Origin of the sequence: Methanolobus tindarius DSM 2278, from assembly GCF_000504205.1 — an archaeon.
Lineage (GTDB): Archaea > Halobacteriota > Methanosarcinia > Methanosarcinales > Methanosarcinaceae > Methanolobus > Methanolobus tindarius.
The window spans coordinates 413549-438540 of record NZ_AZAJ01000001.1 but is presented as its reverse complement, the minus strand read 5'-3'; the positions used below and the strand labels follow the sequence as shown (position 1 = coordinate 438540).

At 38.7% G+C, this 24992-nt stretch carries 25 protein-coding genes; 15 read left to right on the top strand and 10 right to left on the bottom strand.

What is annotated here, in order from left to right; translation table 11 throughout:
- Positions 1-8 precede the first annotated feature (8 nt).
- From METTI_RS01960 to METTI_RS01950, 3 genes are all read right to left on the bottom strand, one after another.
- Entirely contained in the window at positions 9-485 is a 477-nt protein-coding gene (locus METTI_RS01960) for a hypothetical protein (protein ID WP_023844133.1), read from the bottom strand.
- A 123-nt stretch (positions 486-608) separates the two neighbouring features.
- The gene (locus tag METTI_RS14960) at positions 609-2561 is read right to left on the bottom strand and encodes a PAS domain S-box protein (RefSeq protein ID WP_023844132.1); all 1953 of its coding nucleotides are present in this window, start codon (positions 2559-2561) and stop codon (positions 609-611) included.
- A gap of 27 nt (positions 2562-2588) precedes the next feature.
- On the bottom strand, positions 2589-3497 hold the full coding sequence (locus METTI_RS01950; RefSeq protein ID WP_023844131.1) for a hypothetical protein: 909 nt from the start codon (positions 3495-3497) through the stop codon (positions 2589-2591).
- A 122-nt stretch (positions 3498-3619) separates the two neighbouring features.
- Here METTI_RS01950 and ala point away from each other — a divergent pair, with 122 nt between their 5' ends.
- A complete protein-coding gene (gene ala, locus METTI_RS01945) occupies positions 3620-4600 on the top strand; it encodes an alanine dehydrogenase (RefSeq protein WP_023844130.1) in 981 nt (326 codons plus the stop codon).
- Positions 4601-4642: 42 nt separating this feature from the next.
- On the opposite strand, the gene METTI_RS01940 is transcribed toward ala, so the two are convergent.
- A complete protein-coding gene (locus tag METTI_RS01940) occupies positions 4643-4975 on the bottom strand; it encodes a hypothetical protein (protein WP_048135039.1) in 333 nt (110 codons plus the stop codon).
- 269 nt (positions 4976-5244) lie between these two features.
- Here METTI_RS01940 and METTI_RS01935 point away from each other — a divergent pair, with 269 nt between their 5' ends.
- From METTI_RS01935 to METTI_RS01885, 11 genes are all read left to right on the top strand, one after another.
- Positions 5245-5748 carry a PepSY domain-containing protein gene (locus METTI_RS01935; RefSeq protein WP_023844128.1) on the top strand — a complete coding sequence of 168 codons (504 nt, stop codon included), beginning with the start codon at positions 5245-5247 and terminating at the stop codon, positions 5746-5748.
- Positions 5749-5865: 117 nt separating this feature from the next.
- Positions 5866-6087 carry a hypothetical protein gene (locus METTI_RS01930; RefSeq protein WP_023844127.1) on the top strand — a complete coding sequence of 74 codons (222 nt, stop codon included), beginning with the start codon at positions 5866-5868 and terminating at the stop codon, positions 6085-6087.
- Positions 6088-6143: 56 nt separating this feature from the next.
- Positions 6144-6437: an ArsR/SmtB family transcription factor gene (locus METTI_RS01925; protein ID WP_023844126.1), complete on the top strand. Its 294-nt coding sequence runs from the start codon at positions 6144-6146 to the stop codon at positions 6435-6437.
- Positions 6438-6761: 324 nt separating this feature from the next.
- Positions 6762-7418 (top strand): PEF-CTERM sorting domain-containing protein, encoded by a 657-nt coding sequence (locus tag METTI_RS16045; protein WP_048135037.1) that lies wholly within the window; start codon positions 6762-6764, stop codon positions 7416-7418.
- A gap of 158 nt (positions 7419-7576) precedes the next feature.
- Complete coding sequence (locus METTI_RS01915) at positions 7577-8005, top strand: hypothetical protein (RefSeq protein ID WP_023844124.1); 429 nt, start codon at positions 7577-7579, stop codon at positions 8003-8005.
- Between the two features lie 117 nt (positions 8006-8122).
- Positions 8123-9250 carry a metal-dependent hydrolase gene (locus tag METTI_RS01910; RefSeq protein WP_023844123.1) on the top strand — a complete coding sequence of 376 codons (1128 nt, stop codon included), beginning with the start codon at positions 8123-8125 and terminating at the stop codon, positions 9248-9250.
- An 85-nt stretch (positions 9251-9335) separates the two neighbouring features.
- On the top strand, positions 9336-9734 hold the full coding sequence (locus METTI_RS01905; protein WP_156916231.1) for a hypothetical protein: 399 nt from the start codon (positions 9336-9338) through the stop codon (positions 9732-9734).
- Positions 9735-10016: 282 nt separating this feature from the next.
- Positions 10017-10310 carry a hypothetical protein gene (locus tag METTI_RS01900; RefSeq protein ID WP_023844121.1) on the top strand — a complete coding sequence of 98 codons (294 nt, stop codon included), beginning with the start codon at positions 10017-10019 and terminating at the stop codon, positions 10308-10310.
- 15 nt (positions 10311-10325) lie between these two features.
- Positions 10326-11003, top strand: coding sequence for a molybdopterin-dependent oxidoreductase (locus tag METTI_RS01895; RefSeq protein WP_023844120.1), 678 nt, complete (start codon positions 10326-10328; stop codon positions 11001-11003).
- 53 nt (positions 11004-11056) lie between these two features.
- On the top strand, positions 11057-11812 hold the full coding sequence (locus tag METTI_RS01890) for an ABC transporter ATP-binding protein (protein WP_023844119.1): 756 nt from the start codon (positions 11057-11059) through the stop codon (positions 11810-11812).
- 18 nt (positions 11813-11830) lie between these two features.
- Positions 11831-12505 (top strand): heme exporter protein CcmB, encoded by a 675-nt coding sequence (locus tag METTI_RS01885; RefSeq protein ID WP_023844118.1) that lies wholly within the window; start codon positions 11831-11833, stop codon positions 12503-12505.
- 63 nt (positions 12506-12568) lie between these two features.
- Here METTI_RS01885 and METTI_RS01880 read toward each other — a convergent pair whose 3' ends face one another.
- From METTI_RS01880 to METTI_RS01860, 5 genes are all read right to left on the bottom strand, one after another.
- Positions 12569-13180, bottom strand: a complete 612-nt coding sequence (locus METTI_RS01880; protein ID WP_023844117.1) for an ABC transporter ATP-binding protein — start codon at positions 13178-13180, stop codon at positions 12569-12571.
- On the bottom strand, positions 13170-14147 hold the full coding sequence (locus tag METTI_RS01875) for an oligopeptide/dipeptide ABC transporter ATP-binding protein (protein ID WP_023844116.1): 978 nt from the start codon (positions 14145-14147) through the stop codon (positions 13170-13172). The genes METTI_RS01880 and METTI_RS01875 overlap by 11 nt, the downstream gene beginning before the upstream one ends.
- Before the next feature lie 51 nt (positions 14148-14198).
- Entirely contained in the window at positions 14199-15056 is an 858-nt protein-coding gene (locus METTI_RS01870; RefSeq protein ID WP_023844115.1) for an ABC transporter permease, read from the bottom strand.
- Entirely contained in the window at positions 15053-15967 is a 915-nt protein-coding gene (locus tag METTI_RS01865; RefSeq protein ID WP_245596056.1) for an ABC transporter permease, read from the bottom strand. The genes METTI_RS01870 and METTI_RS01865 overlap by 4 nt, the downstream gene beginning before the upstream one ends.
- 217 nt (positions 15968-16184) lie before the next feature.
- Positions 16185-17810: an ABC transporter substrate-binding protein gene (locus METTI_RS01860; protein WP_156916301.1), complete on the bottom strand. Its 1626-nt coding sequence runs from the start codon at positions 17808-17810 to the stop codon at positions 16185-16187.
- A gap of 312 nt (positions 17811-18122) precedes the next feature.
- Here METTI_RS01860 and METTI_RS01855 point away from each other — a divergent pair, with 312 nt between their 5' ends.
- Together METTI_RS01855 and METTI_RS01850 are read left to right on the top strand one after the other, a co-directional pair.
- Positions 18123-18833, top strand: a complete 711-nt coding sequence (locus METTI_RS01855; protein ID WP_023844112.1) for a cytochrome c biogenesis protein — start codon at positions 18123-18125, stop codon at positions 18831-18833.
- Between the two features lie 42 nt (positions 18834-18875).
- Positions 18876-19985: an NADH:flavin oxidoreductase gene (locus tag METTI_RS01850; RefSeq protein ID WP_023844111.1), complete on the top strand. Its 1110-nt coding sequence runs from the start codon at positions 18876-18878 to the stop codon at positions 19983-19985.
- Here the strand turns inward: METTI_RS01850 and METTI_RS01845 are convergent.
- Positions 19949-20653 carry an HAD family hydrolase gene (locus METTI_RS01845; protein ID WP_023844110.1) on the bottom strand — a complete coding sequence of 235 codons (705 nt, stop codon included), beginning with the start codon at positions 20651-20653 and terminating at the stop codon, positions 19949-19951. The genes METTI_RS01850 and METTI_RS01845 overlap by 37 nt on opposite strands.
- 168 nt (positions 20654-20821) lie before the next feature.
- Between METTI_RS01845 and METTI_RS14955 the strand changes: the two genes are divergently transcribed.
- Positions 20822-24967 carry an S-layer protein domain-containing protein gene (locus tag METTI_RS14955; protein ID WP_023844109.1) on the top strand — a complete coding sequence of 1382 codons (4146 nt, stop codon included), beginning with the start codon at positions 20822-20824 and terminating at the stop codon, positions 24965-24967.
- Positions 24968-24992: the final 25 nt, after the last annotated feature.

Sequence of the window (24992 nt, the reverse complement as noted above, 5' to 3'; positions counted from 1 at the left end):
TGAAGTACTCATTCCTGTGGAATATTATCCATCTGAAGTTCGAATTCATCGGTAATTCCATTTACATCCACTGTATAGGTACCCTTTTCCAGACCGTACACCTCAAGAGCAATTGTTTCTTCAAATGGAACAAGTGCTTCAGTGCACATTTCATCTGCCGGTCTTATGGTTGTTATTTCAACTGTAAAACTCTTTGTTTCTTCATCATATGAGACTGTTTTCTCATTTATGGATGTGCATCCATCAGGCAGGTATCCTGTTGCAGTCACATGCACCTGGACAGGAAATGATTCAAGTATCAATATCTGTATGTTTTCTACGGTTGCATCCCCGTAAATGTACTCACTGCTGTTTTCTTCAGTAAGAACTGACTCATTGTCAGGGATTTCCGGTGGTTCGGCACATCCCAGTGTAAAAGTGGCAATAGTAACCAGTATGATTGTTAACAGTACTAATATACCTACAAATGTGTTGTTATTTTTCATAGACTCCTCACGCCCCCATAAGTCTAATGAATCTAAACAGATAAAACATTTACTTAAACTTCGAATCAGTTTGAACTTAATGTAAGCTTCAAAGAGCTTAAAAAAGTTTATAAATATTTATGATTAATCCGCTGTTTTTGCAGATGGCAATGTAAAAATAAAAGTGCTTCCTTTGCCAGGTTCACTTTCAGCAGTAATCTTTCCGCCGTGTAGCTCTACAAGTTCTTTTGAAAGTGCAAGGCCAAGTCCTGTTCCTTCATAGGTTCTAGATTCAAAGGATTCAAGCTGTGTAAATGGTTTGAACAATCTCTCTAACCCATCAGGTGCAATTCCAATTCCAGTGTCTGAAACAGATATGTGGATAAATTTCCCATCATTTCTTGTTCCTATTATCACCGACCCTCCTTCATTGGTGAATTTGATAGCATTGCCTACAAGGTTATAGAGTATCTGTTTTAGTTTTGCCCTGTCAGCATATGCGTATTCATTTTCAGGCCAGGGTGAAACATCAAGTTTTATTTCTTTTCTGCTTGCAATATGCTGAAGCGTGGCGATGATTTCTGCATAGGTTTCTACAAGCAATACATCTTCTTTATATAGTTTCATTTTCCCGGATTCTATCTTTGAAATATCCAGAATCTCGTTTATGATGTTAAGCAGGTGTTTTCCACTCTGGGAAATGTTTGACAGATATCCTGCCTGCTTTTCGTTAATATCTCCTGCCACCTGACTTCTCATCATGTCTGCAAATCCAATCACAGAATTTAGCGGCGTACGCAACTCATGACTCATATTGGCAAGGAACTCGGTCTTAGTCCTGTTTGAAGCTTCCGCATTAATCTTTGCCTGAAGTATTTCTTCTTCTGTTTTTTTCCTTTCTGTTACATCAGTGCACATTGCAAGAAATCGATTATCAGGTATTTTTACAACTTCTATTGAAAGGTAAAACTCAACTCCATTCTTATTCACGTATGGGTATTCACCTGACATCTTTCCTTTAAGTTGAAGATTTTTGAAATTATTTTCACGTTGAATTCTTTGCTCTTCAGAGAACATATTATAATAGTTCATGTTAAGCAATTCTTCTCCGGAATAGCCTGTTACTTCACAGGCTGCCGGATTCACATCTATAAAGTTTCCTTTAAAGTCAAGAACAAAAATAGGATTTGGTGAAGTATTGATGTATGTTCTGTACTTTTCCTCACTTTCCTGAAGTGCTTCTTGTGCAATCTTTTCTTTATGTATGTCAACAGCAACTTCAAATCGTACCATACGTCCGTCGGGCCATTCAATTGCTTTATCAATACAACGGTACCAGCGTTTGGTTTTAATATTTTGTGTTTCCCATATGTGGGTTTTTCCAATATTCTCGCCAAATATCAGGGTGTTTGTGCAAAAAGAGCATGGAGAATCGGAGTTCTGGAGTATATTATAGCATTTTTTACCTACTATATCTTTTCCCATTTGATTTTTGATTGCCCTGTTGGCAAAAAGAAGTTCGTATGAAACAGGGTCAGCAACATATGCAGGGTCGTCAAACGCTTCCATTACTGAAAGAAGCTGTTCATGCGCTCTGGTAAGTTCATCATCTTCTTTTCTTTGCAGGGTAATGTCCCTGCTGATTCCCATGATGCCTATAAAGTCACCTTTATCTGTATACAAAGGGGCTTTGTAAGTTTCAAAGAGTTTTTTTGTTCCATCAGTAAAAGCTATCCATTCTTCATTTCTGTTTTGTTTCCTGCTATTGATTACTTTTTCATCATTTTCCCTGAATACGTCAGCTTCTTTCTTACTGGCAATATCATAATCTGTTTTTCCAATAATCTCTTCAATGGTTTTTCCAAAGAATTTTGCAGCTCCTGAATTACAAAGAATATATTTCCCGTTTTCATCTTTCAGGTATACATACTCAGGTACAGAGTTAAGCAAGCCTTCAAGAAGCACATTTTTCCTGATTAATTCATCTTCTTTGTCTTTTTTAAAAGAATCAAAAGAGAGTTCCAGCTCTTTAATTCGCTTTTTAAGTTCGAGATTCTCATTTTCAAGTTCCATTAACGATAAGTTATCCTCTGTCATAACTATTCCTGGAATAAAATGGATGAATTATTTCTTGATAAAATCAATAATTTCGATTATAAGTTCCATAGTTTCCTCAATTTTAAGAGCCTGAATATTTTCTCTTTTAGGGCTAGCTCCGAAACTATGAGATTCGGGTTTTTTCTTTGGTTCCATCGGAGCGACAAGTTCTATCAAATAGTCAATAGCTTCAGGGTTTATATTGAAATCCTGTTTTTTATCAGAAAGTGCTTTTATCAATTCATTTGTATCCCTGAAGTCCTCTTTCAGATAATCATAATAAAGGGATCTGTGTCCTTCTCCGGCAAGGGGAAAATTGCTTCTTATAAGATCTACAAGGAGGCTGTTTATGAGTCTTTTTGATAGTTCAAGACTTGCCATGTAAAAACCCTGTTTAAAACAGCTATTTATTTCCGTGCGTATGGAATTGTAATGCTCATCGAAAAAATCGATGTCTATTAACTTATTTCGTTTTACAATAGAAGAGGAATCCACTCTATTTATAGGGTTTATTTTGACAAAACTTTCCATTTCAAATGTAAAATCGCTGCTTCTTGCCACAGATGTCTCCAAAATAGACATCTGTTCTTTCAACCTTTTAGTGATAATTGAATCGGTATAGCTTTTTGGCCTGTCCTTAAAATAGATGCCATGAATATAATCCTGTACAGTGTATGTGTATTCGTTCATTCCCGTACGTTTGTTAGTGTGATACAGGCTTTCAAATCTGGTAGCTTTGTCAGGTACCATACTCCGAATGAGTGGAAGACATTTTGCGTACCATTTTACATATTCAGAAGTGAAAATATTCCGGTTTTTCTGGTATTCATGCTCGTTATTCGCAGGCATTTCTTCCAGCAGTTCCAGTAGTTTTTCTCCTTTACTCACAAGTTCTGAAATGTCTTTCCTTGAAATGTCATTTGGATTCTTTTCCATCACGTATTATATTACATTTCTTATAATATATAATATATATTCACTAAAATTAGGATGAACAGTATTTTATTCTATCGTACCAACATATTTCATATATTTTGGATAGAAGGAGTGTTGTAGAAATGGATGTTCTGTGGCTTGATCAGTCTGATGTTAAAAATGTAATAGATATGCCTCTTACCCTGTCTGCTGTGGAAAATGGTTTCAGGGAACATGGACTTAAAAAGGTACAGATGCCTCCAAAGTCCTATCTCTATTTTGAAAATCACAATGGAGACCTGCGTACCATGCCATCGTTTATGGAAGAAAAGGATATTGCAGGTGTAAAAATAGTCAATGTGCACCCTGATAACCGTGAAAAAGGACTTCCAACTGTGATGGCCGTCATAGTCCTCAATTCCACAGAAACCGGTGCTCCTCTTGCTATAATGGATGGAACGCATGTAACTGACATGAGGACAGGTGCTGCAGGCGGAGTTGCTGCAAAGTATCTTGCACGTAAAGATTCCCATGTGGTTGGAATGGTTGGCACAGGAGGTCAGGCACGAACTCAATTGCTTGCATTGTCAGAAGTAATGGATATCGAGGAAGTTAAGATTACATGCAGAAATACTGGTCATTGTGATTCCTTTGAAAAGGATATGAAAAAAGTAGTCAGCTGCGACTTTAAGCGAAAGCAGAGTATTAAGGATGTATGTGACTGCGATGTCCTTGTTACAACAACACCTGTAAGAGAGCCGGTTGTAAAAGCTGAATGGATACATGAAGGCACACATATTAATGCCATCGGTGCTGATGCTGTGGGTAAACAGGAACTGGAGTCCTCTATCATGAAAAAGGCAAGGATAATTGTAGATGATATCGTACAGGCATCACATTCCGGAGAGGTGAATGTGCCACTGTCGCAGGGAGTAATCTCAGAATCAGACATCCATGCAGAACTTGGAGAAATTGTCGCAGGTGTTAAAAAAGGTCGCCTGTCTGACGATAATATTACAATATTTGATTCCACCGGGCTTGCAGTACAGGATCTTGTGACTGCTAATATGGTATATACAAAAGCTCTGGAGCTGGGAATTGGGAAGAAGGTAAAGTTGTTCTGAAATTTAAAGCAGGATTTTTCTACATTAATTTACCTATAAGGTTCATATTTTTTCGTATATGTCTCCGGTGTCCAGATTTTCGATATTATAGGCCGTCATTATCATGCCATATACTCCGATTTTCCCTCCATGACTCATTTTGCCTGTAATTCGAAGTCTGTCATTTTTTATAACCGGGCAGATTCCTGAATATAGAACAACAAGCCTGTGGTCGTTATGTTCCACTGAAAAAACGCTTACATATTTGTTATTCAGCCATCCGAATACAATAATAAATGGTATTCCTAAAAATGAAGTAAGTCTGTTGACAATGTTTGAGTCTGTGACTGCATACGCTTCTATGGTTTCTTCTTCATCCATTCTTAAAACGCTCATTTTCTTTATTTTAGAAAAAGTTAAATTATTTTCAAGTTAATAGACAATAGGTCGTAATAAATTTTATCATATATCTTAATTTCTTGATAATATTTAATGTGTATACTCTTATTTCTTCTCTGTTTTTTCCAGAGCTTTTCAGAACTGCTAAAAAGCTGTTTATGTTCGCAGTTAAACACAATCCTTAAATACTGGTATATCATACATATGTAGTGTTAAGGCTACATATGCAGGATGATATATTCCTGCGATACAGGAAGGTGTAAAAAATGAAAAAAACTACAACAATCCTCCTTGCTGGAATGCTTATTATGGCAATTGCAGGGATTGGGATGGCAAGCGCAGCAACAGATGATACTGATGACACTACTTTCTTCGCACAGATGTCCAGATGGGCTGGACAATGTGTCGGATATGCAAATGGATACATGAACGGTTATGGATATGCAGACTGCCCGGTTTATGGATCATATGTAACTGATGGAGCAGCAGCTGATATTGAAGTAGACAATATAGATGATGCTATTACTATTGCAGAAGATGTAACCGGACAGGATATATCAGAATCAAATGTCTATCAGATGGGAAGATGGTGGGTATTTACTTACACAGAAGATGATACTGTAAAACAGGGTCGTATAGATGCCTACACTGGCGAAGTAATCGAAGACTTCTATGCAGATGCCACATATCAGGGCCAGTACTATCAGGGTGGACGTGGCATGCGTGGTGGAAGCTACGGTGGTTCCGGCGGCTGCGGCTATAGGTACTGATAAGTGTCTTTAGGATTCAATAAACAAGTGTGGAAGGTAGAAAAGTAGTAATACTCATCTTTCCATATATTCCTTATTAGAAATATAATTTTTAAATTTTTAAGGGTGAAACTAATTATGTATGATATGATGGGCACTGGCATGTATGGTTTTGGAATATGGGGTCTGCTTTTGAACATATTAATTATCTTTTTAGTTGTCTGGGTGACAGTTACACTTCTGAATAAGTCCGGTTCAGGCGGCTCAGAAAACAATGAACGTCTTGCCAGGGTTGAAAAGGATGTAGAGGACGTCAAAAAAATGGTTCAGGATATAAAGGATAAACTTGATGATATTTAGATCAATTATCCGTTCTCTTATTTAAGATTACAGAACTAAGTACGGCAGGTTCTCAGATGACAAAAACACTTCAGCAAATAATAACTATCGGAGAAGCTATTTCTCATCCGGTCAGGTTAAAACTCCTGTATCTGCTCTCAGAAAGGGAGAGATACATATATGATCTGGCAAAGGATCTTGATCTGTCACGTCAGGTCATCCAGCTTCACCTGAAAAGGCTGGAAAAAGCCGGTTTTGTTGAAAGTGACCTGAGACTTGAGGATAATGATAACCGTGCCAAGAAATTCTACAAACTGAAAGAGTTCGATGTTGATATTTGCCTTAAAGACCTGGATGAAATATTCAGTTAATTTTTCTTCCATTTTCTGCTTTCGCACAAAAAGCAATCTTTTTATTTTGAATTCATTTTTAGTTGAAATCTGCTATTGCATACTAAATATATCTCATTGGTATGATTTATAAAATCGTGCTGGGATAAACTTCTCTTATTATATCTCTTGTAGTAATTTTATATGGTGCACAATATCACAACTGTTATATACTTCTCACGCATTTTAAAGCCAACAAGATCGGTTCAATGCTGAAAGAAATTTCTGACATATTGCATATCTGCACATAAAGCAATATGGAGTTCTGTCATGTTCTTTCGGTGTCTGGTCCGAATGGTGGTACGCATGAAAACAAAAACGAATTTCAATGTAAAGAGAGTCTTCGCTCTCTCACTCGCAAGTATTTTTCTTCTCACAGCAACACTGTCGATGACAGCAATGGCTACTGAAGACACAGTTGTCATCCCTTATGGTGATTCTGGTTACAAATACAAGATCATTGACAAAGATGAATCAGATGACTTTACAACCTTTAATTTTGATGATTCCGAATTTGCTTCAGGAATTGCAGGTTTTGGTTCAATCTATTCTGGTTGTGTTCTCACAGATGAACAGTATGTAAAGACGGAATGGCCAGTTAACACATATATTGCTGTAAGAAAGGAACTCAATCTTCCTGCAGGCACAAGTAATATGAAGATTTCTGTTGCCATTGACAACGATGTTCAGATTTTTGTCAACGGTGTGGATGTATCAAATGGTATGCAGACACATGAAGGATGTCCAAGTTTGGGCAGTTTTGTGTTTGAAGTAGATGACAGCATACTGTTGGAGGGTACAAACCTTATCGCAATTAAGGGAAGAGACCGCGGAACAGCAAGTTTCCTTGACATCAAGGTCACAGCAGATGTTCCAAACACAGAGGAAATACCAGAATTCCCAACAATTGCTCTGCCAATAGCTGCAATTATTGGACTTGCTTTCGTATTCAAAAGAGAGTAAACATTAATTGGCGAATAATAACTTCGCCATATATTTTTCAATTTTTTGCTCTTTATTCCTTTTTATCATTCTGAAGCATCTCCTTAGTGCTTTTTCGCAAGAACTCTTATATCATGACATCTAACTTCTTTCAAGGAAGTAAAAAGAGGAAGTATAGCATGCTTACAAAGCAGGAAGAGTTCTGGGAAAGGGATAATTTCCTGATTATTACAGATGGTACAAAACCTGCCATTAAATGGACAATTGATGAACTTAAAAAAAGAGGGAGAGCAGTTACAGTGCTTGATTACTCTGATAAGCCAGTTGAAGGTTCAATCCAGAATATACCAGAGGTTCCTGATGGTGTCAGGAGTGTGGTTATAGGCATTACAAAACGAGAACCTGCAAGAGTTATTGAGAAGCTGGCTGAAAAGGGAATTATTGATTTCTGGGTTCACTGGAAGACTGATACCTGTGATGTTAATCACCTGGAATATGATCCAAATCTCAGGATAATCACCGGAAGATGTCCTATGATGTATCTTGGAAGCGGAGCAAGTATTCATGGGTTTCACAGACTTATGGCTAAAACCTTAGGCAAGTTTTAGGTAAATATTAGGCAAATACTAGTTTGTCAGATCTTATATTGGTTAAATCTGGCATTTGGACATTTAATTATCCAGCATCCTCCAAAAATATAAAAAGAAATAGTAACATATTTTATATTGGGTGAAGATGACAGGATGGTAAATACACTGTCACATCTGGGAATCGGGTTACTGATAGCATCAGTTGCAGGACTAAATAAAAGGCAGATAAAAATAGTTGCTTTCATGTCAATACTGCCTGATCTGGATTTCATATTGAATGTATTATTCCTTGCAATAGACGGACACCTTAATCACCAGGTGTATAACGTTCTCTACTATATGATGGGTCACAGGGAGTTCATGCATTCCCTTATTTTTGCCTTGTTTGTAACAATTTATATATGGTATCGGGAAAAAGACCGGATGCTTATTATCGCTTCAGGTGCTGCCATACTGAGCCATATATATCTGGATTATGTTACAAGCTGGAAAATGAGGCCACTTTTTCCTTTCATAAAAGAAACGTCAACAATAGGTGCAATTGATTTCTTCGATCCCCTGATCACGGTCATATCATTTATACCGCTGTTCTATATTATGCTGGGTCGTGTCCGTGCAAACAAAAACAATGGTGTTTTTGGTAATAGAAATAATTCATCTTCAAAAGTAAATTCTCATATACGCTCGCTTCTTCAGGTAAATGGTGGCTGGTTTAATGGTAGTTCAAAAGGTGAACACAGGTCGCTTTACAGGAAATTACTGACAATATTTGTCATATGGTGCGTTTTCAATCCGCTTGCAAAAGCAGTTTTGGTTTCAGATCTTGAAAAGACAGAAGGTCACGAAATCAGCTATCAGGATTCTTATCCTATTTCTCCTGGAATCTTTCTTTCAGCTTATGAGTTCAATGAGACCACATATAAAATACTCATTTCAAATTACTGGTCTGGTGTGGATAAAGAAAGATTTGTGGACAAGTGTTATTGTGATCAGGATTCCTCTGCTACGTACATAACAAGAGCGCAGTTACTGTATAATTCAAGTCTTCCGGGAGATGTAGACTACCCGGTGTATAATGTTTCCACTTATGATTCCAATGTCACTGTAGTTCTAAGTGATGCACGTAATCCTTTTGCTCAGTACTGGGCTTATTTTAAGACTGAATATATTTTTGTATTCTATACTGATAGCGAAAATTATGATGTTTATCTGAAAAGGAATGTTCAGTATAACAAACCACTGCCAGTGGGCATGTTTGAGTGATTCTGTGAACATGATGTTCAGTATTAAGTACATGCTAATTTTATTCATGTACATCATTCTAAATATAATAACAAACTACTTTTATATGAGTTCATATAATGTAGTGATTGCAGTCAATTACAAGGAGATTGTGACATTGAGGGAAAATGAGAGCAATTTGGTTATGGATATTAAAATTCATGAGTTCGTTGACAAGGACACATGGCAATTGCACCTTGCTTTGCATGCAAATAATCTGCTGCTTGGCGTAGCATTTGCAAACCTTGGCAATTCGAAGTATGATAACGAAACCGTGGTAGCGGCAATACAGAGCCTTAAGAACGAATATTACAAGGCAATCGGATCTCCCATGAGATACAAAAATGGAAGTCTTACATTTCTGCCTGCTGACCCGGGAATCGTCGCAAAAAAGTCACAAAAAACATCTGAAATGGAGATAAAACATGTCTGCACAACAGAAAAAGCAGTGGCTATATCACATTAATATAAATGCTGGCACCAACGATCCCCTCAGATAAATGCACCCTCTTGCATTAACTAAATTGTTTGCTTTCAACCGCCAGCATTTATATTCTCCTAAATATAAATGAAGTGCGAAAGCAAGCATCTGAGTTCTTTTCTCTTAATTATTCTTTCTCTTAACTATTCCGGGTCTTAGTTTCTAAGTTTTTTATTTTCTTTTATGATTTTTACCAAAGAGTATACGTATTTCCTGCACAACACTTTTTACATTATAATTTCATAATGAAAATAGGAGGAGTAGGAAATGCTGGATGACGATCTCGATAGTCTTCTTGATACAAAGCCTTCAGAAAGAGAAAGGGTCAAAGCCGAACATGAACTTGCTCACAAGGCAGCTTCACATCCCATAAGGCGTCAACTTATCAGGGCAATTGGTGTGTTCGGAGCTACAAGGGGTGAGATACTGGAAAGTACGGAGCTTGATGAAAAGGTGTTCAAGTATCACACAGAGTTTCTTATTAATGGGGAATTCCTGAATCTTATAGAGGACAAATATTCCTTGAGTGACAAAGGAATAGAACTTCTCGAATGTATCTGAGCCAGGGGGTAAATCATGGTTCAACTCAGACAATTTAAACTTTTAGTCAGTTGTATATTGATTCTGGTTCTTTCAGTTAGTGGATGTACTGAAGATTCACAGCAGAAGCAGCAAGAAACCAATACATCAGATGAAGCTACTGTTTTTGACGGAAAGGAACTGACTCCCATTTCAGAACAACGAAATAATGGGATTAAAGGAACCCAGTACATAGATAAGGACACATACGAACTCAGGATTTATGGAAGAATGGTAGATAAGCCCATGAGTTTTACCTATGAACAGTTGCTTGCATATCCTTCGGTTTCAAGATTTGTGCGCATGGACTGTGTCGAAGGCTGGGGATTTGATGCAAAATGGACCGGTTTAACCATGGACACATTGTTTAATGAGACCGGTGTAAACAACAGTGCAACTACGGTCATATTCTACTCAGCTGATGGCTATTCCACGAGCCTTGATTATGACTACATTGTTGAAAATGACATAATGCTTGCCTATGAGCTTAATGATATCACTCTGCCCGCAGACAGGGGATTTCCACTACAGCTTGTAGCTGAGAGTAAATACGGCTACAAATGGGCAAAATGGATTACTTCAATAGAGGTTACCGATGAGCCTTACAAAGGATACTGGGAAACTGCCGGCTACAACAACAACGCAGATGTTGGTGGACCTGCATTTGAAAGATAATTTGCAGGCCGGAACGTTAATTTATATAACCTGAAGCTGTAAATATAGCTCAAATGGCTCCAATGGACAGTATCATCTCAATTAACGGTCTTTCAAAGAGCTTCGGGCGAAGGAAAGCATTGAGCAATATCAACCTTGAGATCAAAAAAGGTGAGTTTGTTACAATATTCGGTCCCAACGGAGCCGGAAAGACCACTCTTCTGAAGATAATGTCCACTATCATCAATCCTTCCAGGGGAAGTATTCTTGTTAATGGAATTGATGCCAAAAAGCATCCTGAAAAGATAAGGGGAATGATAGGTGCCATATCTCATGAGACTTATCTTTATGATGAACTGACAGCAAGGGAGAACCTTGTTTTTTTTGCCCGGATGTACGGAATTGAGAATAATAACATCGATGCAAGAGTTGATTCCATTCTGAAAAGTGTAAATCTCCTTCAGCGTTCAGATGAGCGTGCCGGTTCATTTTCAAGAGGAATGAAACAGAGGCTTTCAATTGCAAGGGCACTTTTGCACCAGCCTGAAATTTTACTCATGGATGAGCCATATACTGGACTCGACCAGCATGCTGCTGCTAATTTTGAGCGTGTGCTCATGGGTACCGGAGATTCTGATGTTACAAGGATTATGATAACCCACAACATCGAGCGTGCTTTTGAACTATGCGACCGCATGCTCATAATGGATAGGGGAGATATTTGCTTCGATAAACTAAAAACTGAAATTAAAAGCTTGGAAAAGTTCAAAGAACAATACCTTTCCATAGTGGAAAAGGATACCGATGCAGAGGGCATTAGTAACGTCTAAAGTACCTGTGGTGAGATTATGAAGAAAAGCCTCTACATTGCAGCAAAGGATCTCAGGTCGGAGTTTCGCACAAAACAGATGCTCAATTCCATGCTCATCTTCTCGCTTATCGTTATCGTTATTTTCAGCATCTCATTCGGTGATGTTCTAAGCCAGACAGAACTTGTTGGAAAACTTGCTCCCGGCGTTCTCTGGGTGGCTTTCACCTTTGCAGGAACCCTTGGACTTTCACGTTCCTTTGCAGGTGAGATGGAAAACGGTTGTCTTGAAGGACTGAAACTCTCACCTATCGACAGAAGCTCAATCTACATCGGGAAAACAATATCAAATGCTGTCCTGATGTTCATTGTGGAATTGCTTACGATACCAATCTTCATCGTTTTGTTCAACTACAACATCAGTGGTATTCCGGGACTTGCACTTGTAATCTTCCTGGGAACTTTCGGTTTTGTCAGTGTTGGAACCTTGCTTTCAGCACTTTCAGCAAGTACAAGAGCTAGGGAGATCATGCTTCCGGTGCTTCTACTGCCGTTAATTATTCCTGTGATAATTCCTGCTGTTATGGCAACCGGGACGATACTCGCAGACGGTGGAATTGGTAGTATTTCTTCGGAGCTCAGGTTGCTGGTTGTGTATGACTTGGTATTTTTTGTTGTTGGACAACTTGTGTTTGAATATACTGTGATGGATTAGGAATTCTGAATTATCAGAATTGATTCCTATCACACAATAAAATAAAATAAAATAAAATAAAATTCAGCATCCATTCAGATCTGACATGTACAAAACATCATGACATAATCTGTTGATAAGACTTTTATCGTGGCTCACAACAAGAACCCCGATATCCAGTTCTTCAACGATACCTAAAATGCTCTCCCATATTTGAGCCTGGGTGATTGCATCCACCATGGTTGTGATCTCATCAGCGATCAGGAATTTTGTTTTTGGTCCAAGAGCCCTTGCAAGAGCAAATCTCTGAAGCTCTCCTCCTGAAAGTTCATTAGGCCACCTGTTCAGCCAGTTCTCCTTAATTCCAAAAGCTTCCAGAATATCCTGAGAAACATCATGGCCTTCTTTCAGGATATCCTTCATTTTCCATTTTGGATTTACAGCCTTTTCAGGGTGCTGAAAGATCAATTGTACGGGATTGTATCCGCTTGATGATATTTTGCTTCCGTCTAAACTTACTTTTCCTTTGTAGTTCTTCTCATATCCGGCCAGTATCCTGCACAGGGTTGATTTGCCACATCCGCTGTCTCCTACAAGTCCTAAAACGTCCCCGCTTCCAAGGGAAATGTCCACATCTTCTAGGATCAGATTGTTTTCATTGTAGCCAAAACCGATGTTTTTGCCTTTAAGATACATTATTGCACCTCACCATTCCACCGTTGAACAACTTTAGCTCAGGAACACATTTTGAGCAAATTTCACCTCTTGTAGTACATCTTTCATAAAAGAAACATCCTTCAAGCACTTCATCCTGCATCGGCTGATGACCTTTTATTGCCTGGAATTTGTTTTGTGGCAGGGCATTCCATAGTGCTTTTGTGTATTGGTGTCTCAGCTTTTCCCCTTCACCTGAAAAGTCCTCTGCATTTGCAACCTCCAGGATAGTGCCAGCGTAAAAAATAGCGATCTTATCTGAGATTTTTAGTGCAGCTTCAATATCATGAGTTATGAGAATAACCGCATATCCTTTGTTTGCCATATCCTTGAAATATCCCAGAGTTTCATTCAGGTTCTTTTCATCCAGTCCAGGTGTTGGTTCGTCTGCTATCACAATCTTTGAGGAACTCATCACAGCAGTTGAAACAAGGACTCTTCTTATCATTCCTCCTGAAAGTTCATGAGGGAACATCTTTTCTACTTCAGGTTTCAGGTCATATTTCTTGAATATCTCTTTCTGAAGCTTCTTTTTGGAATCTGAATTTTTATCTTCAACACTACCAATGACCTGACTGGAAATTCTCATCAAAGGATCAAGATATGTGGTTGATTGTGGAATTAGGACAATTTCCTTACCTCTGACTTCCTCTTTCTTTTTTTGGGTCAGATCATGGCCGCCATATTCCATAGTGCCATTAAGCTTTGCGTTTGATGGAAGAATACCTAAAATAGAATGTGCCAGGAGACTTTTTCCGGAACCGCTGGAGCCAACAACAGCTAGAATCTCACCACTGTAAGCTTCCATGCTCAAATTGGATATTACTTTAAGCTCAGTTTGCCTTAGTCCCGCAGCATATTGAATGAAAGAAAGGGAAAGGTCTTTTACCTTTAACAGGGCTTCAGGCTTTTCCTTTTTTTCAGCGGGAATTTGAGATGTATTTGTCATACTTCACCTCTTTTAATAATTTGATAGATTCATTTCACGATTTGTTTTCACTTATTCATGTGCTCTTTTAGGATCCAGTATCTTTCCCATATTTTCTCCGATCAGGTCAAATGCAAGAATGACGATCAGGAGTGATAATCCCGGGAAAAATGCAAGCCACCAGTATCCTGCTGAGAGGTATTTCATTGATTCTGACAGGATAATGCCAATTGCAGGCTGATGTGGTGAAAGCCCGAAACCAAGGAAAGTCACTGAAGCCTCGTGCAGAATAGCATGTGGGAACATTACAATTGTACCCAGAACAAACTGTGGAATCAGGTGAGGAAGAATATGTTTCTTAGCTATCCACCATCTGGATTTTCCAAAATTTCTTGATATATGGATGTATTCCTGGGTTTTTATCTGCTTGATTTCTGCCCTTACAACACGTGTGAGACTTGTCCAGTGTGTTAATGCAACAGCTATGATAACACCTGTTGCTCCTCCTCCAAGTCCTATGGAAATCAAAATAATCAACAGAAGATGTGGTATTGAAAGGAATAAATCAACCAGCCAGGATACAATTGAATCTTCTATTTTACCTATGCTTGAAAATAAGCCTAAGATCACACTGAAAACAGTACTGATAGATGAAGCCAGGGCTCCTATCACTATACTTAATCCCAGTCCTCCAAGAGTTCGCACAAACATATCCCTTCCCATCCAGTCAGTTCCAAATGGGTGTTCAAGAGAAGGTGCAAGGTTCTTTGATTGAAAATCAGTTGACAATGCATTATCGTCTATGAATGAACTGGAAATCACAATTGAAAGTAATAATAAAGACAGACAACTTATCAGCATGATTGTTTTCTGGCGCAGGTTGAACCCTTTAAACAGTCCCCTGTTAACATTTGCAACAGCAGTGCTCATGTTCTCCTCTCCTGCTGTCTTATTCTGGGGTCTACAAATTCATAGATTATATCTGCTATCAGGTTTCCTGAATAGACGAACAATGCGCTGATGATGACAATTGCCAAAAGTAGAGGTACATCTGATCTTAAACCTGCTGCAACAGCAGCCTGACCGATACCGGGATATGAGAATACCTGCTCAACAAGAACGGCTCCACCAAATAATTCGCTGAATCCTAAGAACTGTAATGTAATGGCAGGAAGTGCAACATTTCTTATCCCATGTCTTTTTATCAGGTCAAATCCTGTTTCTCCTCTTGCCTTTGCAAATAGCACATAATCGCTTTCCATGACCTCTATCAATTTTTCACGAGTGAACATCGCGATAGAGGCAACTCCAAGTAAGCTCAGGGTTACAGTCGGAAGGATCAAATGATGAATGCGGTCAAAAAAGGTCACATCTTCACTTGCAACACCTATGGGCACACTGAGCCCTACAGGGAACCATCCTAAATTCACAGCAAATATCAGTAAGAATATCAATGCCAGCCAGAATGTCGGAGCGGCAAGCAGAATATAACAGTAAACTTTTATTGCTTTGTCAATCAGGGTTCCGTTTTTCATTCCTGCTAGTATTCCTAAAGCAAAACCCAGAACTCCTGATAGCAGCCATGAAGAAGCCATAAGTATAAGAGAAGCAGCAAACCGTTCTTTAACAACCTCAGTCACAGGCATCCTGTATATCAGTGAAGTGCCTAGATCTCCTTTTAGTAAATTTTCAGCCCAGTTAAGGAACTTTTCATGAGCAGGAGTGTTTACACCCCAATATTCTTCCAGCTTTGCTTTTTGTTCCGGCTGAATGCTCATTTCTCCTATATAGGCCCTGACCGGATCGATGGGTGATTGCTCTACGATCCAGAAACTGGCCATACAAACAACAATTAAAAGAAAAACTAATTTGAGGGTTTTTTTCCCCATAAAAATACTTAATTTTTTGTAATTCACAATTTTTAACCTCCAATATCCATTCCAGCAAGTTTGTGATTTTGTGTGATTTATTGTGGATTTGATTTTTGAAAAGCCAATTAAATCATTAAAAAAGGTTAAACTGAGGATAATTAATCCTCAGTTTCATAAAACCTCAAATTTAGTTTTCCGTGCGTTTCCATTCCAGGATATTTCCAAAAATATCAGCGCCGTGTGGCTGTATTTTAGGAGTTCCTATGTCAAGGTCCTCATCCATGATATAGAGGTAATCAAGTGTTGCCATCCACATCCAGGTAGCATCGCCTTTTGGAGAGAATCCTGTTTCACCGTCCCATGCTGCCAGTTGCCAGTTCTCATTTGCAATATTCTGGTCTGAGCTGGTAATTGCGTTTCTTAAATAGGAATCTACGGTCGGGTTGCTGTACATTATTATGTTGTTGTAACTTGAAGGGTCGTAGCTTTCACTGTAGTATTTCAGGTACAGGTCGGTTGGGTCAAGTGAACCGTAACCGAAAACAACAGGGGTTGAAAGAGCAAGGGTATCGATTTTGTCCCAGCTTGCACCCTCAGGAATTATATTGATTCCAAGCTCCTTTGCTTCCTCAGAAACAGCAACAGCAAGAGCCTGCCTTTCCTGTGCACTGGCAGCGTACAGGAGAGTAAATTCAGCCTTAACGCCGTCCTTTTCTACAATGCCATCACCGTCAGTATCTTCCCATCCGGCATCGCTTAATATTTTCTTTGCTTCCTCAACGTTTCCGTCTTCAATAATAGCTTCTTCATTTCCCCATGGTAGCTTGTCAACACCTGTGAATTCTTCTTCACCCTGTCCGTTCAGTGCACCATCTACCAGTGTCTGCCTGTCAATTCCTATGTTCAGTGCTTTTCTGATCGCAACATCAGATGTCACATCGTTTCCAATTGCGTATCCATCCTCAGATGTTTCACCTGTATCTGGCTGTGTTGGGAAGCTAATTCCACGAGCGTCAATGGACTCAAGAGCTACTATTTTCATTCCGTCAACTTCCTGATTTGCATAGGATGCCGGGATTTCTGCCAGGTCTATCTGACCGGATTTAGCAGCTGCAAAAGCAGTATCTGCTTCCATGAACACAATGGTGAGTTTTTTGAAGTAAGGTTCATCTCCGTAGTAATAAGGATTTGCTTCCAGAATTACCTGCTGTCCTTTATCCCATTGTACGAACTGGTAAGGACCGGAACCGATTGGATTCTGACCATAGTTCTCATCGTATGCATGTTCCGGGACAATTCCGATAACTGCAAGTTTATTGATAAATGTAGCCTGATTGTCGCTTAATGTGAATTCAATAGTAGCATCATCTGTGGCTGTGGCTTTTTCCAGCATGGAAAGATCCACACTTCCACTGGCATCTGCTGCGGTGTTAAATGTAAATGCAACATCCTTAGCAGTCAGTGCTTCACCATCATGGAATTTTACATCATCTCTTATTGTAACAATCCATGTGATTCCATCATCACTAACTGTATAATCCGTAGCAAGGTCGTTGATAAGATCTCCATTGCTATCTTTCTTAAAAAGAGTGCTCTGGATTAATGGTTCATGGTTGTAACCCCAGCCTGTTATTGGATTAAAACCAGATTCTGGTTCTCCGCCATGTGTTCCTACTGCTGCAATCAATTCATCATTTGTTGCTGTCGTTTCTTCTGTATCTGCGACTTCCATATTGGTGTCTGTGCACCCGGAAATTGCAACTACCCCGATTAATAGCATTCCTGCCAGTAAAATGCCCAATGATTTTTTCATCATAAATGCTCCTGATATATTTTCTAACTCCAACCTGTTTATTTGCATCTCCGGCGTATTTTTGGATTTTAAACACCCGACTCTTGAAAATGCAGTATCACAAGTTTTAATTTTATTTCTATCTAGTAACTTGTTTGTGATAAATTATCTTTATATTTAATACTTTTGTTATGTTTTGTATTACTTCCATTTACTGATAGCATTTTTTTATATTTTTTTATATTTATTCATCTCTTCAATAGTTTCAAACAATCGTTTAAAGTGGATGAAAAGCATTTAAACAAGGAGTTTTAATTAGGCAGAGGAACAATCATGCTCATTGACGGGAAAAAAGAAAAGATACTTGCAATTATCACGGCTCCTGTTATGTTAATTGCCATCGGGATGATATTTTTCTATGTGCCCCAGATGAAAGGGAATGCCGGTGAGATACTTGACAGCAGTTTCAAGATATTCTATTTCCACCTGCCAATTGCAATGGTATCATATCTTGCGTTCACTGTTGTTTTTATTGCCAGTATAATGCACCTTAAAGGAAACAGCAGCAAATGGGACATCGTTGCCCATTCTGCCGCCGAGGTAGGTGTGGTTTTTGCATTCCTTGTACTTGTAACAGGTTCTATATGGGCCAAAGCAACATGGGGCTGGTACTGGATATGGGAGCCAAGGCTTACAACCTCACTTGCACTTTTCCTTATCTATCTCGCCTACCTGATGCTTCGTCAGGCACTTGAGGAACCTGAAAAGAGAGCACGTCTTGCGGCTGTATTTGGAATTATTGGATTTATGTCAGTTCCACTGAGTTTCTTATCCATCAGGTTATGGCGTTCAGCACATCCACTGATGTTCGGAAGTTCTTCATACGGAAGCAGTGGCGGTGGACTTGAAGGAACTTCACTTCAGTTGACACTTGCTGTTAACATGCTTGCTTTTGCTTTGATATTTACTTCAATGCTGATCTACAGGATCAACAATGAATCATTGAAGGAAGAGCTTGAAGAAATGAAATACCAGCGTTCCTGAGCTAAGAAAAAGCATATAAGCTCCTGCTATCAATATTAATGCATGTTGTTCGAACCTATTATGCTGGGGAATATGGAAGTTCCTAATCGTTTTGTACGTTCCGCTACCCATGAGTGGATGGCAGAGTCAGATGGCACACCGACCGACAGGATTGGTGATATGTATGAAGAGCTTGCACGTGGAGAAGTCGGGCTTATAATAACCGGATATGCATATGTGAATCCTAATGGGAAAAGTGACAACCTTCAGCAGGGAATCTATGATGACAAATTCATAGAACCTTACAGGAAGATAGTCTCAAGAGTTCATGAGTATGAAAGCAAGATAGTTGTCCAGATAGTTCACGGTGGCAGGCAGACAATGATGACCGCCGACAATCCTGTGATACTGGCACCATCTGCTGTTACAAACAAGAGGAATGGTACTACTCCTGAGGAAATGACCGAGGAAGAAGTGCTTCAGACCATAGAGGACTTTGCCAACGCAGCAAGAAGAGCAAAGGAAGCAGGTTTTGACGGAGTTCAGTTGCATGCAGCTCATGGTTTCCTGCTCAGTAATTTTATTTCTCCGTACACAAACAGGCGAAAGGACAGGTGGGGAGGTTCAACTGAGAAAAGAACTCAGGTTATCCTTGATATCATTGACAGGATACATGAGATGATAGGTGATGAGTTCCCGATACTTGTCAAGCTTAATGCAACCGATGGTTTCCCTGAGGGTACAAAAAATGTTCTTGATGCACCGGAATGTGTAGAGATAGCAAAGATCCTTGCCTCAAATGGTGTCTGTGCAATAGAGGTCAGCGGTGGAATTGTAGAAGCCGGGCAGCAGATGTTCAGAACCAAAATAAACACTGCTGATGCAGAAGCATATTACAGGGGCTATTCTAAAATGATAAAGGAAGCGGTTGATGTTCCTGTAATGGTTGTAGGCGGTATACGCTCAAAGTATGTCATAGAACAGCTATTAACTGACGGATATGCCGATATGGTGTCACTTTGCAGACCTCTCATTTGTGAACCTGACCTTGTGTCAAAGTTCAAAAATGGTGATATTGAGGTCGCAAAATGTGTTTCATGTAACCTGTGTTCCGATGAGAGTGGAATTAAGTGCAATTACGATTTTGATAAATCCGACCGTGAACAGTCATAAGACGGTTCCAGTTCATTCAGGAACTCTACAAGGCGGGTGTGGTTTTCAATAACCATGTCTGCCTGATGGAATTTTTCAGCATCAAGGTATGTGGGTACTGCCATACAACATAATCCTGCTTTTTTGGCAGATTCAACTCCCATTGGTGCATTTTCTATTACGATCGCTTCATGGCTTGAAATCCCGAGCATTTCTATTGCTTTAAGATATGGATCTGGTTCTGGTTTTCCGCGCTGTACATCATCGGCTGTAACAAGTTCCCTGAATATTCCCGGATATTCGGATTGAATAATATCCTGAACAATTGGTCTGTCTGAGCCTGAAACAACAGCAAGCTTGAATTTATCTTTAAGACCACTGAGACACTCTGGCATCCCATCAAAAACCTTGAATTCTGCTATCCTGTTAAATTCTTCAATATATCTCTCTACGATATCCGATATGTCAAATTGTGATGCGTCTGCGCTTCCTTTCTGAAGAAGGAATCTCACTATGTCAACGGTTCTCTCTCCTTCTCTCTCGAAGATATCCTGCTTATCCATTTCAACGCCAATTTCATCAAAAATATGCTGGACAGCTTCCGCATGATCTGACATAGAATCAACAAGCACGCCATCCATATCGAATATTACAGCCTTTAACAAATCATCACCATGTGGGAGAAGCATCGGTTTGCATTGTATAAACTTGTTTTGTCATCGATCAATTGTCATTTCACACAATCTGTTATATGAATATATTTTGGGTATTTTGAGGATAACATTTCAAACCGCATAAAATCTATTCCGATGTACTTTTATATTTTGCAAAACTATTTCGTAATGGTGGTACAGTTAATGAAATTTTTAAAAAACGTCTCAATTGTTACTATTCTTATTTTGACTTTCTTTATTTTAATGCAAAATCCCGTTGATGCAGCTGTTTTGACTGTAAGTGCTGAAAATGGAAATTATTCTTTAATACAGGATGCAATTAACAATGCAAATTCAGGTGATACTATCCTCGTTTATCCTGGTACATATCATGAGAACGTTGATGTGGCAAAACAACTGAATATCATGTCAACAGACGGAGCCGAGCTTACGCATGTTATTGCTGCATCTGCAGATAATCATGTTTTTAATGTCACTGCTGATGGAGTGACAATAGATGGTTTTTATGTAAGTGGGTTTACAGGGCATTCCAAAGCAGGGATATATTTGGATTCCTCCAACAACACGGTGACAAATGTCAATGCAGTAAACAATACATGGGGCATCTATCTGGATTCTTGCAGAAACAACATAGTGACACATAACAATGTAGCGAACAATAGTTACGACGGTATAATTCCGTACTATTCCACCAACATCACGCTCACAAACAACATAGCAGCAAACAACAAGTTCGGCATACGTATCTATCATTCTACTAACAACACACTAACAGACAACATTGCAACAAGCAATAGTTATTGGGGTATAATTCTAGTTGACTCCAACGATAACACACTTGTGAACAATACGGCAAAAGACAATTCTGATGGTATCGAGCTAAGTTCTTCCAGTGACAACATACTTGTGAATAACAGAGCAGTAGACAATTCAGAAGACGGTATATACCTGTTTTATACCAGTAATAACAACATGCTGAAAGGAAATATCGCTTCCAACAATGCAAACAATGGAATAAAGTTGTATAGTTCCTTTTATAATAAGATAGTGGACAACTCAGTATCAAACAACGGTGAGTACGGCATCTATGTGTATTCTTCCCTAGACAACATAATCTATAACAATTTCTTTAAAAACACCGCAAACTACAGAATTTATGAACCCTTATCCTATTGTCCCACCATCAATGAATGGAATGTTAATAAAACCGCAGGCACTAATATCGTTGGTGGCCCCTATCTTGGAGGCAACTACTGGGCAAGGCCTGATGGTAAGGGATTCAGTCAGAGATGCACTGATGCGGACGGTGATGGTATCTGTGATATAAGGTATTCTTTATATGGGTCCATGTATAATATCGATTATCTCCCACTTGCATCATGGAGTACTGGAGATGTGATGCCTGTTGCTTCATTCAGTTCAAATGTAACTTCCGGTTACACTCCTTTGTCTGTAGCTTTCACTGACATCTCTATCAATGCTGATGCATATGAATGGGATTTTGGAGATGGATCCATTTCAACTGACAAGAACCCAATTCATGTTTTTACCAATGTGGGTACTTACAGTGTTTCCTTAACAGTATTTAATGGAAGTAAATCCGATATTGCCATTCAGACCATAACAGTTAATGAACCAGTATCAAATCTTCCTGTTGCTTCATTCACTACGGATGTTGTAGAAGGCACTGTTCCTCTCACTGTTGAATTTACTGATACTTCAGCAAATAGTCCTACAGCATGGTGCTGGGATTTTGACAATGACGGTATCATTGATTCAACTGATCAAAACCCAGTATACACATTTGCTTCAATCGGTTCCTATGATGTAACTCTTAAAGTGACAAACAGTGATGGAGAAGGTAATTCTGATGTCACAACCATCGCAGTTTATCCACAGACCCATTACACTGGTAACAGAATTTGGGATGAAAACGCTGGACAATCTACAATCTACACTTGGGATGCAAGAAGTTTTTCTGGCTTTTTCTATGATCTTGACTCAGGACTCAGTTCCGAAACCATGACTATTCACAATATAAACCGTTCTCTTGGAGAGGGGGATATTGTTTACCAGACTAGACCTATAGAAACTGATTTTGAACATAATGACTGGGGATCATGTCAATTAATCTCTTTCATGGCGGAAACGTACTTTGCAGGATACACCGATGAAACTGAAATTGATGATGTTGAAAAAGTAAGTATGCTGTCATCAGGTCAGTTATCGAGGATTCTAATTGATAATGATGGACAGAAAACTGTTAATGAATCTTCTTCTCTTAAACTTGAAAATGGTTACTCACTTAATATAGTTGAGGTCGATGAGAAAGGGAATAGTGTATATGTCGTTCTTTCCAAAGGCAATATCAACCTTGATAGTGCCATAGTTTCAAGCAATGATGATTATGTCTATAAGGTTGACCTTGGTGATGTTGACGATGTTGCAACAATTGCTGTCCATCTTAATGGAATATTTACTGATAATGGATTATCCGGTGTTATTATAGAAGGTGTATTCCAAATATCTGAAGATTACTTGGAACTTTACGACGGAAATACATATGGTAACATGGAATTAACCTCCATAAGTTCTGACTTGATTGAAATGGAAAATGAGGATAGTATCTCTCTATATAGAGGAGGTATAATAAACCTGATGAATAATATATATCTCATAGTTGCTGATGATTATGACCTTAGGTTTGCTCCATCATTGAATATATCTGAAAATGAGACATACGAACTCCGTGGTACAGTTTCTGAGGATGATACTCTTCTTACATGGACTCCTCTTAACTTCGAAGGTTTCTACTATGATATCGATGAAGGTATTCAGACAGAAACTCTTGAATTAACAGATATATCTGGCAGAAACATCGATGATGGTGACCTCATTTATACAAGTACACCCGCATCTATAGAGTTCGAACATTCAGACTGGGGAGAATTCCAGATAATAGGCTTTATGGCAGAGAAATACTTTGCAGGTTATACAGATGACACAGATATTGATGGTCTTGATGAAGTAAGTTTGTTGTCACACGGTTGTCTTTCTAAGCTACTCATAGACGATGATGATAGTTTTTTGATTTATTCTGATTCATCCCTAATTCTTGAGGAAAACTATGTGCTTGATATTACTGAAATTAATACAAGCACCAATGAAATATTTTTAAGTCTTACAAAAGATGGAGAGGAACTTGATAATGGCATAGTTTCCTCCTCTAGCGATTACACATATTCACTCGATATTGGCAACAATACAAATGTGCCACTAATAGCAGTTCATTTCAAAGACATCATTGTTTCTGGAGAAAAGAAAGGTGTCTTCGTTGAAGGTTCGTTCCAAATATCGGATCAGTTCGTAACATTTAGAGATGGGGGTAGTTTCAATAATATGGAAATTACCAGCTACTCGGCTCATTCAATTGTTATGAAAAATGAAGATTCAATTTTCCTATCAAAGGGTGCTGTAGTTAACATAACTGACAATATAAAGTTAAGAGTAGCTAATAGTAGTACTGTAAGATATTATCCTTTTATAGTACAGGGAAATTCGTCTATAGACAATGAAGTAATCATTCCGGAAGAAGATGAAGAATCAGATGCAGGCTCATCTACAACTACTACTAGTTCTTCAGGCGGCGGCAGTGGTGGAGGCGGTGGAACCACCGGTGAAGAATTTGAGAACATTGCTTACAAGGATGTTCTCTCTGAATTTGTATCAAAAGGTGGTGTAACCTCTTATGAATTTAATAATGAGTTAAATGCCATCGAATACATCAATTTCGAGGCTTCAAGGAACTGGGGCAAGATATTCTCTACAATTGAGATGCTGAACGGAAAGTCTGCACTTGTGAATGAGAATGCACCGGATACAGTTTACTGCAATGTCAATATATGGGTTGGAAAATCTGGATTTTCAAGTTCAGATAATATTGCCAATTCGGTTGTTGGATTCAAAGTTGAGAAAGAGTGGATTAAAGATTATGATATTGCTGAGACTACTATCAGATTGTGTAGGTATTCTGATGATGAATGGAGTTATCTTGACACCCAGAAAATAGGTGAAGATGATAAATACGTTCATTTTGAGGCAAGTACTCCTGGATTTTCACCATTTGCAATCGTAGGTACTTCTGCTGAGAAAGTTACAGTTGAAGATGAACTAAAAGCAACAAAATCTACAATAGATGATACTTCTGATGTAAATGAAGTACCTGCAGAACAGACTAGTACTATCAAAAACTGGATAGCAATTGGATCATTGTCTATTTTGCTGATAGGTGGAATTGTAGGATATTCAATTTTCAGGAAACGAATTTAACTGTTCGTTTCCTATCCTTAAATTC

Excerpts from the sequence above, each read along its gene's own strand:
- METTI_RS01870 (WP_023844115.1), bottom strand. The coding sequence starts at position 15,056 with ATGAGCACTGCTGTTGCAAATGTTAACAGGGGACTGTTTAAAGGGTTC.
- METTI_RS16045 (WP_048135037.1), top strand. The coding sequence starts at position 6,762 with ATGAAAACAAAAACGAATTTCAATGTAAAGAGAGTCTTCGCTCTCTCA.
- METTI_RS14955 (WP_023844109.1), top strand. The coding sequence starts at position 20,822 with ATGAAATTTTTAAAAAACGTCTCAATTGTTACTATTCTTATTTTGACT.
- METTI_RS01940 (WP_048135039.1), bottom strand. The coding sequence starts at position 4,975 with ATGAGCGTTTTAAGAATGGATGAAGAAGAAACCATAGAAGCGTATGCA.
- METTI_RS01845 (WP_023844110.1), bottom strand. The coding sequence starts at position 20,653 with ATGCTTCTCCCACATGGTGATGATTTGTTAAAGGCTGTAATATTCGAT.
- METTI_RS01850 (WP_023844111.1), top strand. The coding sequence starts at position 18,876 with ATGTTGTTCGAACCTATTATGCTGGGGAATATGGAAGTTCCTAATCGT.
- METTI_RS01860 (WP_156916301.1), bottom strand. The coding sequence starts at position 17,810 with ATGAAAAAATCATTGGGCATTTTACTGGCAGGAATGCTATTAATCGGG.
- METTI_RS01930 (WP_023844127.1), top strand. The coding sequence starts at position 5,866 with ATGTATGATATGATGGGCACTGGCATGTATGGTTTTGGAATATGGGGT.
- METTI_RS01915 (WP_023844124.1), top strand. The coding sequence starts at position 7,577 with ATGCTTACAAAGCAGGAAGAGTTCTGGGAAAGGGATAATTTCCTGATT.
- METTI_RS01950 (WP_023844131.1), bottom strand. The coding sequence starts at position 3,497 with ATGGAAAAGAATCCAAATGACATTTCAAGGAAAGACATTTCAGAACTT.
- METTI_RS01935 (WP_023844128.1), top strand. The coding sequence starts at position 5,245 with ATGAAAAAAACTACAACAATCCTCCTTGCTGGAATGCTTATTATGGCA.
- METTI_RS01925 (WP_023844126.1), top strand. The coding sequence starts at position 6,144 with ATGACAAAAACACTTCAGCAAATAATAACTATCGGAGAAGCTATTTCT.
- METTI_RS01890 (WP_023844119.1), top strand. The coding sequence starts at position 11,057 with ATGGCTCCAATGGACAGTATCATCTCAATTAACGGTCTTTCAAAGAGC.
- METTI_RS01905 (WP_156916231.1), top strand. The coding sequence starts at position 9,336 with ATGAGTTCATATAATGTAGTGATTGCAGTCAATTACAAGGAGATTGTG.
- METTI_RS01885 (WP_023844118.1), top strand. The coding sequence starts at position 11,831 with ATGAAGAAAAGCCTCTACATTGCAGCAAAGGATCTCAGGTCGGAGTTT.
- METTI_RS01865 (WP_245596056.1), bottom strand. The coding sequence starts at position 15,967 with ATGGCCAGTTTCTGGATCGTAGAGCAATCACCCATCGATCCGGTCAGG.
- METTI_RS01855 (WP_023844112.1), top strand. The coding sequence starts at position 18,123 with ATGCTCATTGACGGGAAAAAAGAAAAGATACTTGCAATTATCACGGCT.
- METTI_RS01960 (WP_023844133.1), bottom strand. The coding sequence starts at position 485 with ATGAAAAATAACAACACATTTGTAGGTATATTAGTACTGTTAACAATC.
- METTI_RS01875 (WP_023844116.1), bottom strand. The coding sequence starts at position 14,147 with ATGACAAATACATCTCAAATTCCCGCTGAAAAAAAGGAAAAGCCTGAA.
- ala (WP_023844130.1), top strand. The coding sequence starts at position 3,620 with ATGGATGTTCTGTGGCTTGATCAGTCTGATGTTAAAAATGTAATAGAT.
- METTI_RS01880 (WP_023844117.1), bottom strand. The coding sequence starts at position 13,180 with ATGTATCTTAAAGGCAAAAACATCGGTTTTGGCTACAATGAAAACAAT.
- METTI_RS01895 (WP_023844120.1), top strand. The coding sequence starts at position 10,326 with ATGGTTCAACTCAGACAATTTAAACTTTTAGTCAGTTGTATATTGATT.
- METTI_RS01900 (WP_023844121.1), top strand. The coding sequence starts at position 10,017 with ATGCTGGATGACGATCTCGATAGTCTTCTTGATACAAAGCCTTCAGAA.
- METTI_RS14960 (WP_023844132.1), bottom strand. The coding sequence starts at position 2,561 with ATGACAGAGGATAACTTATCGTTAATGGAACTTGAAAATGAGAATCTC.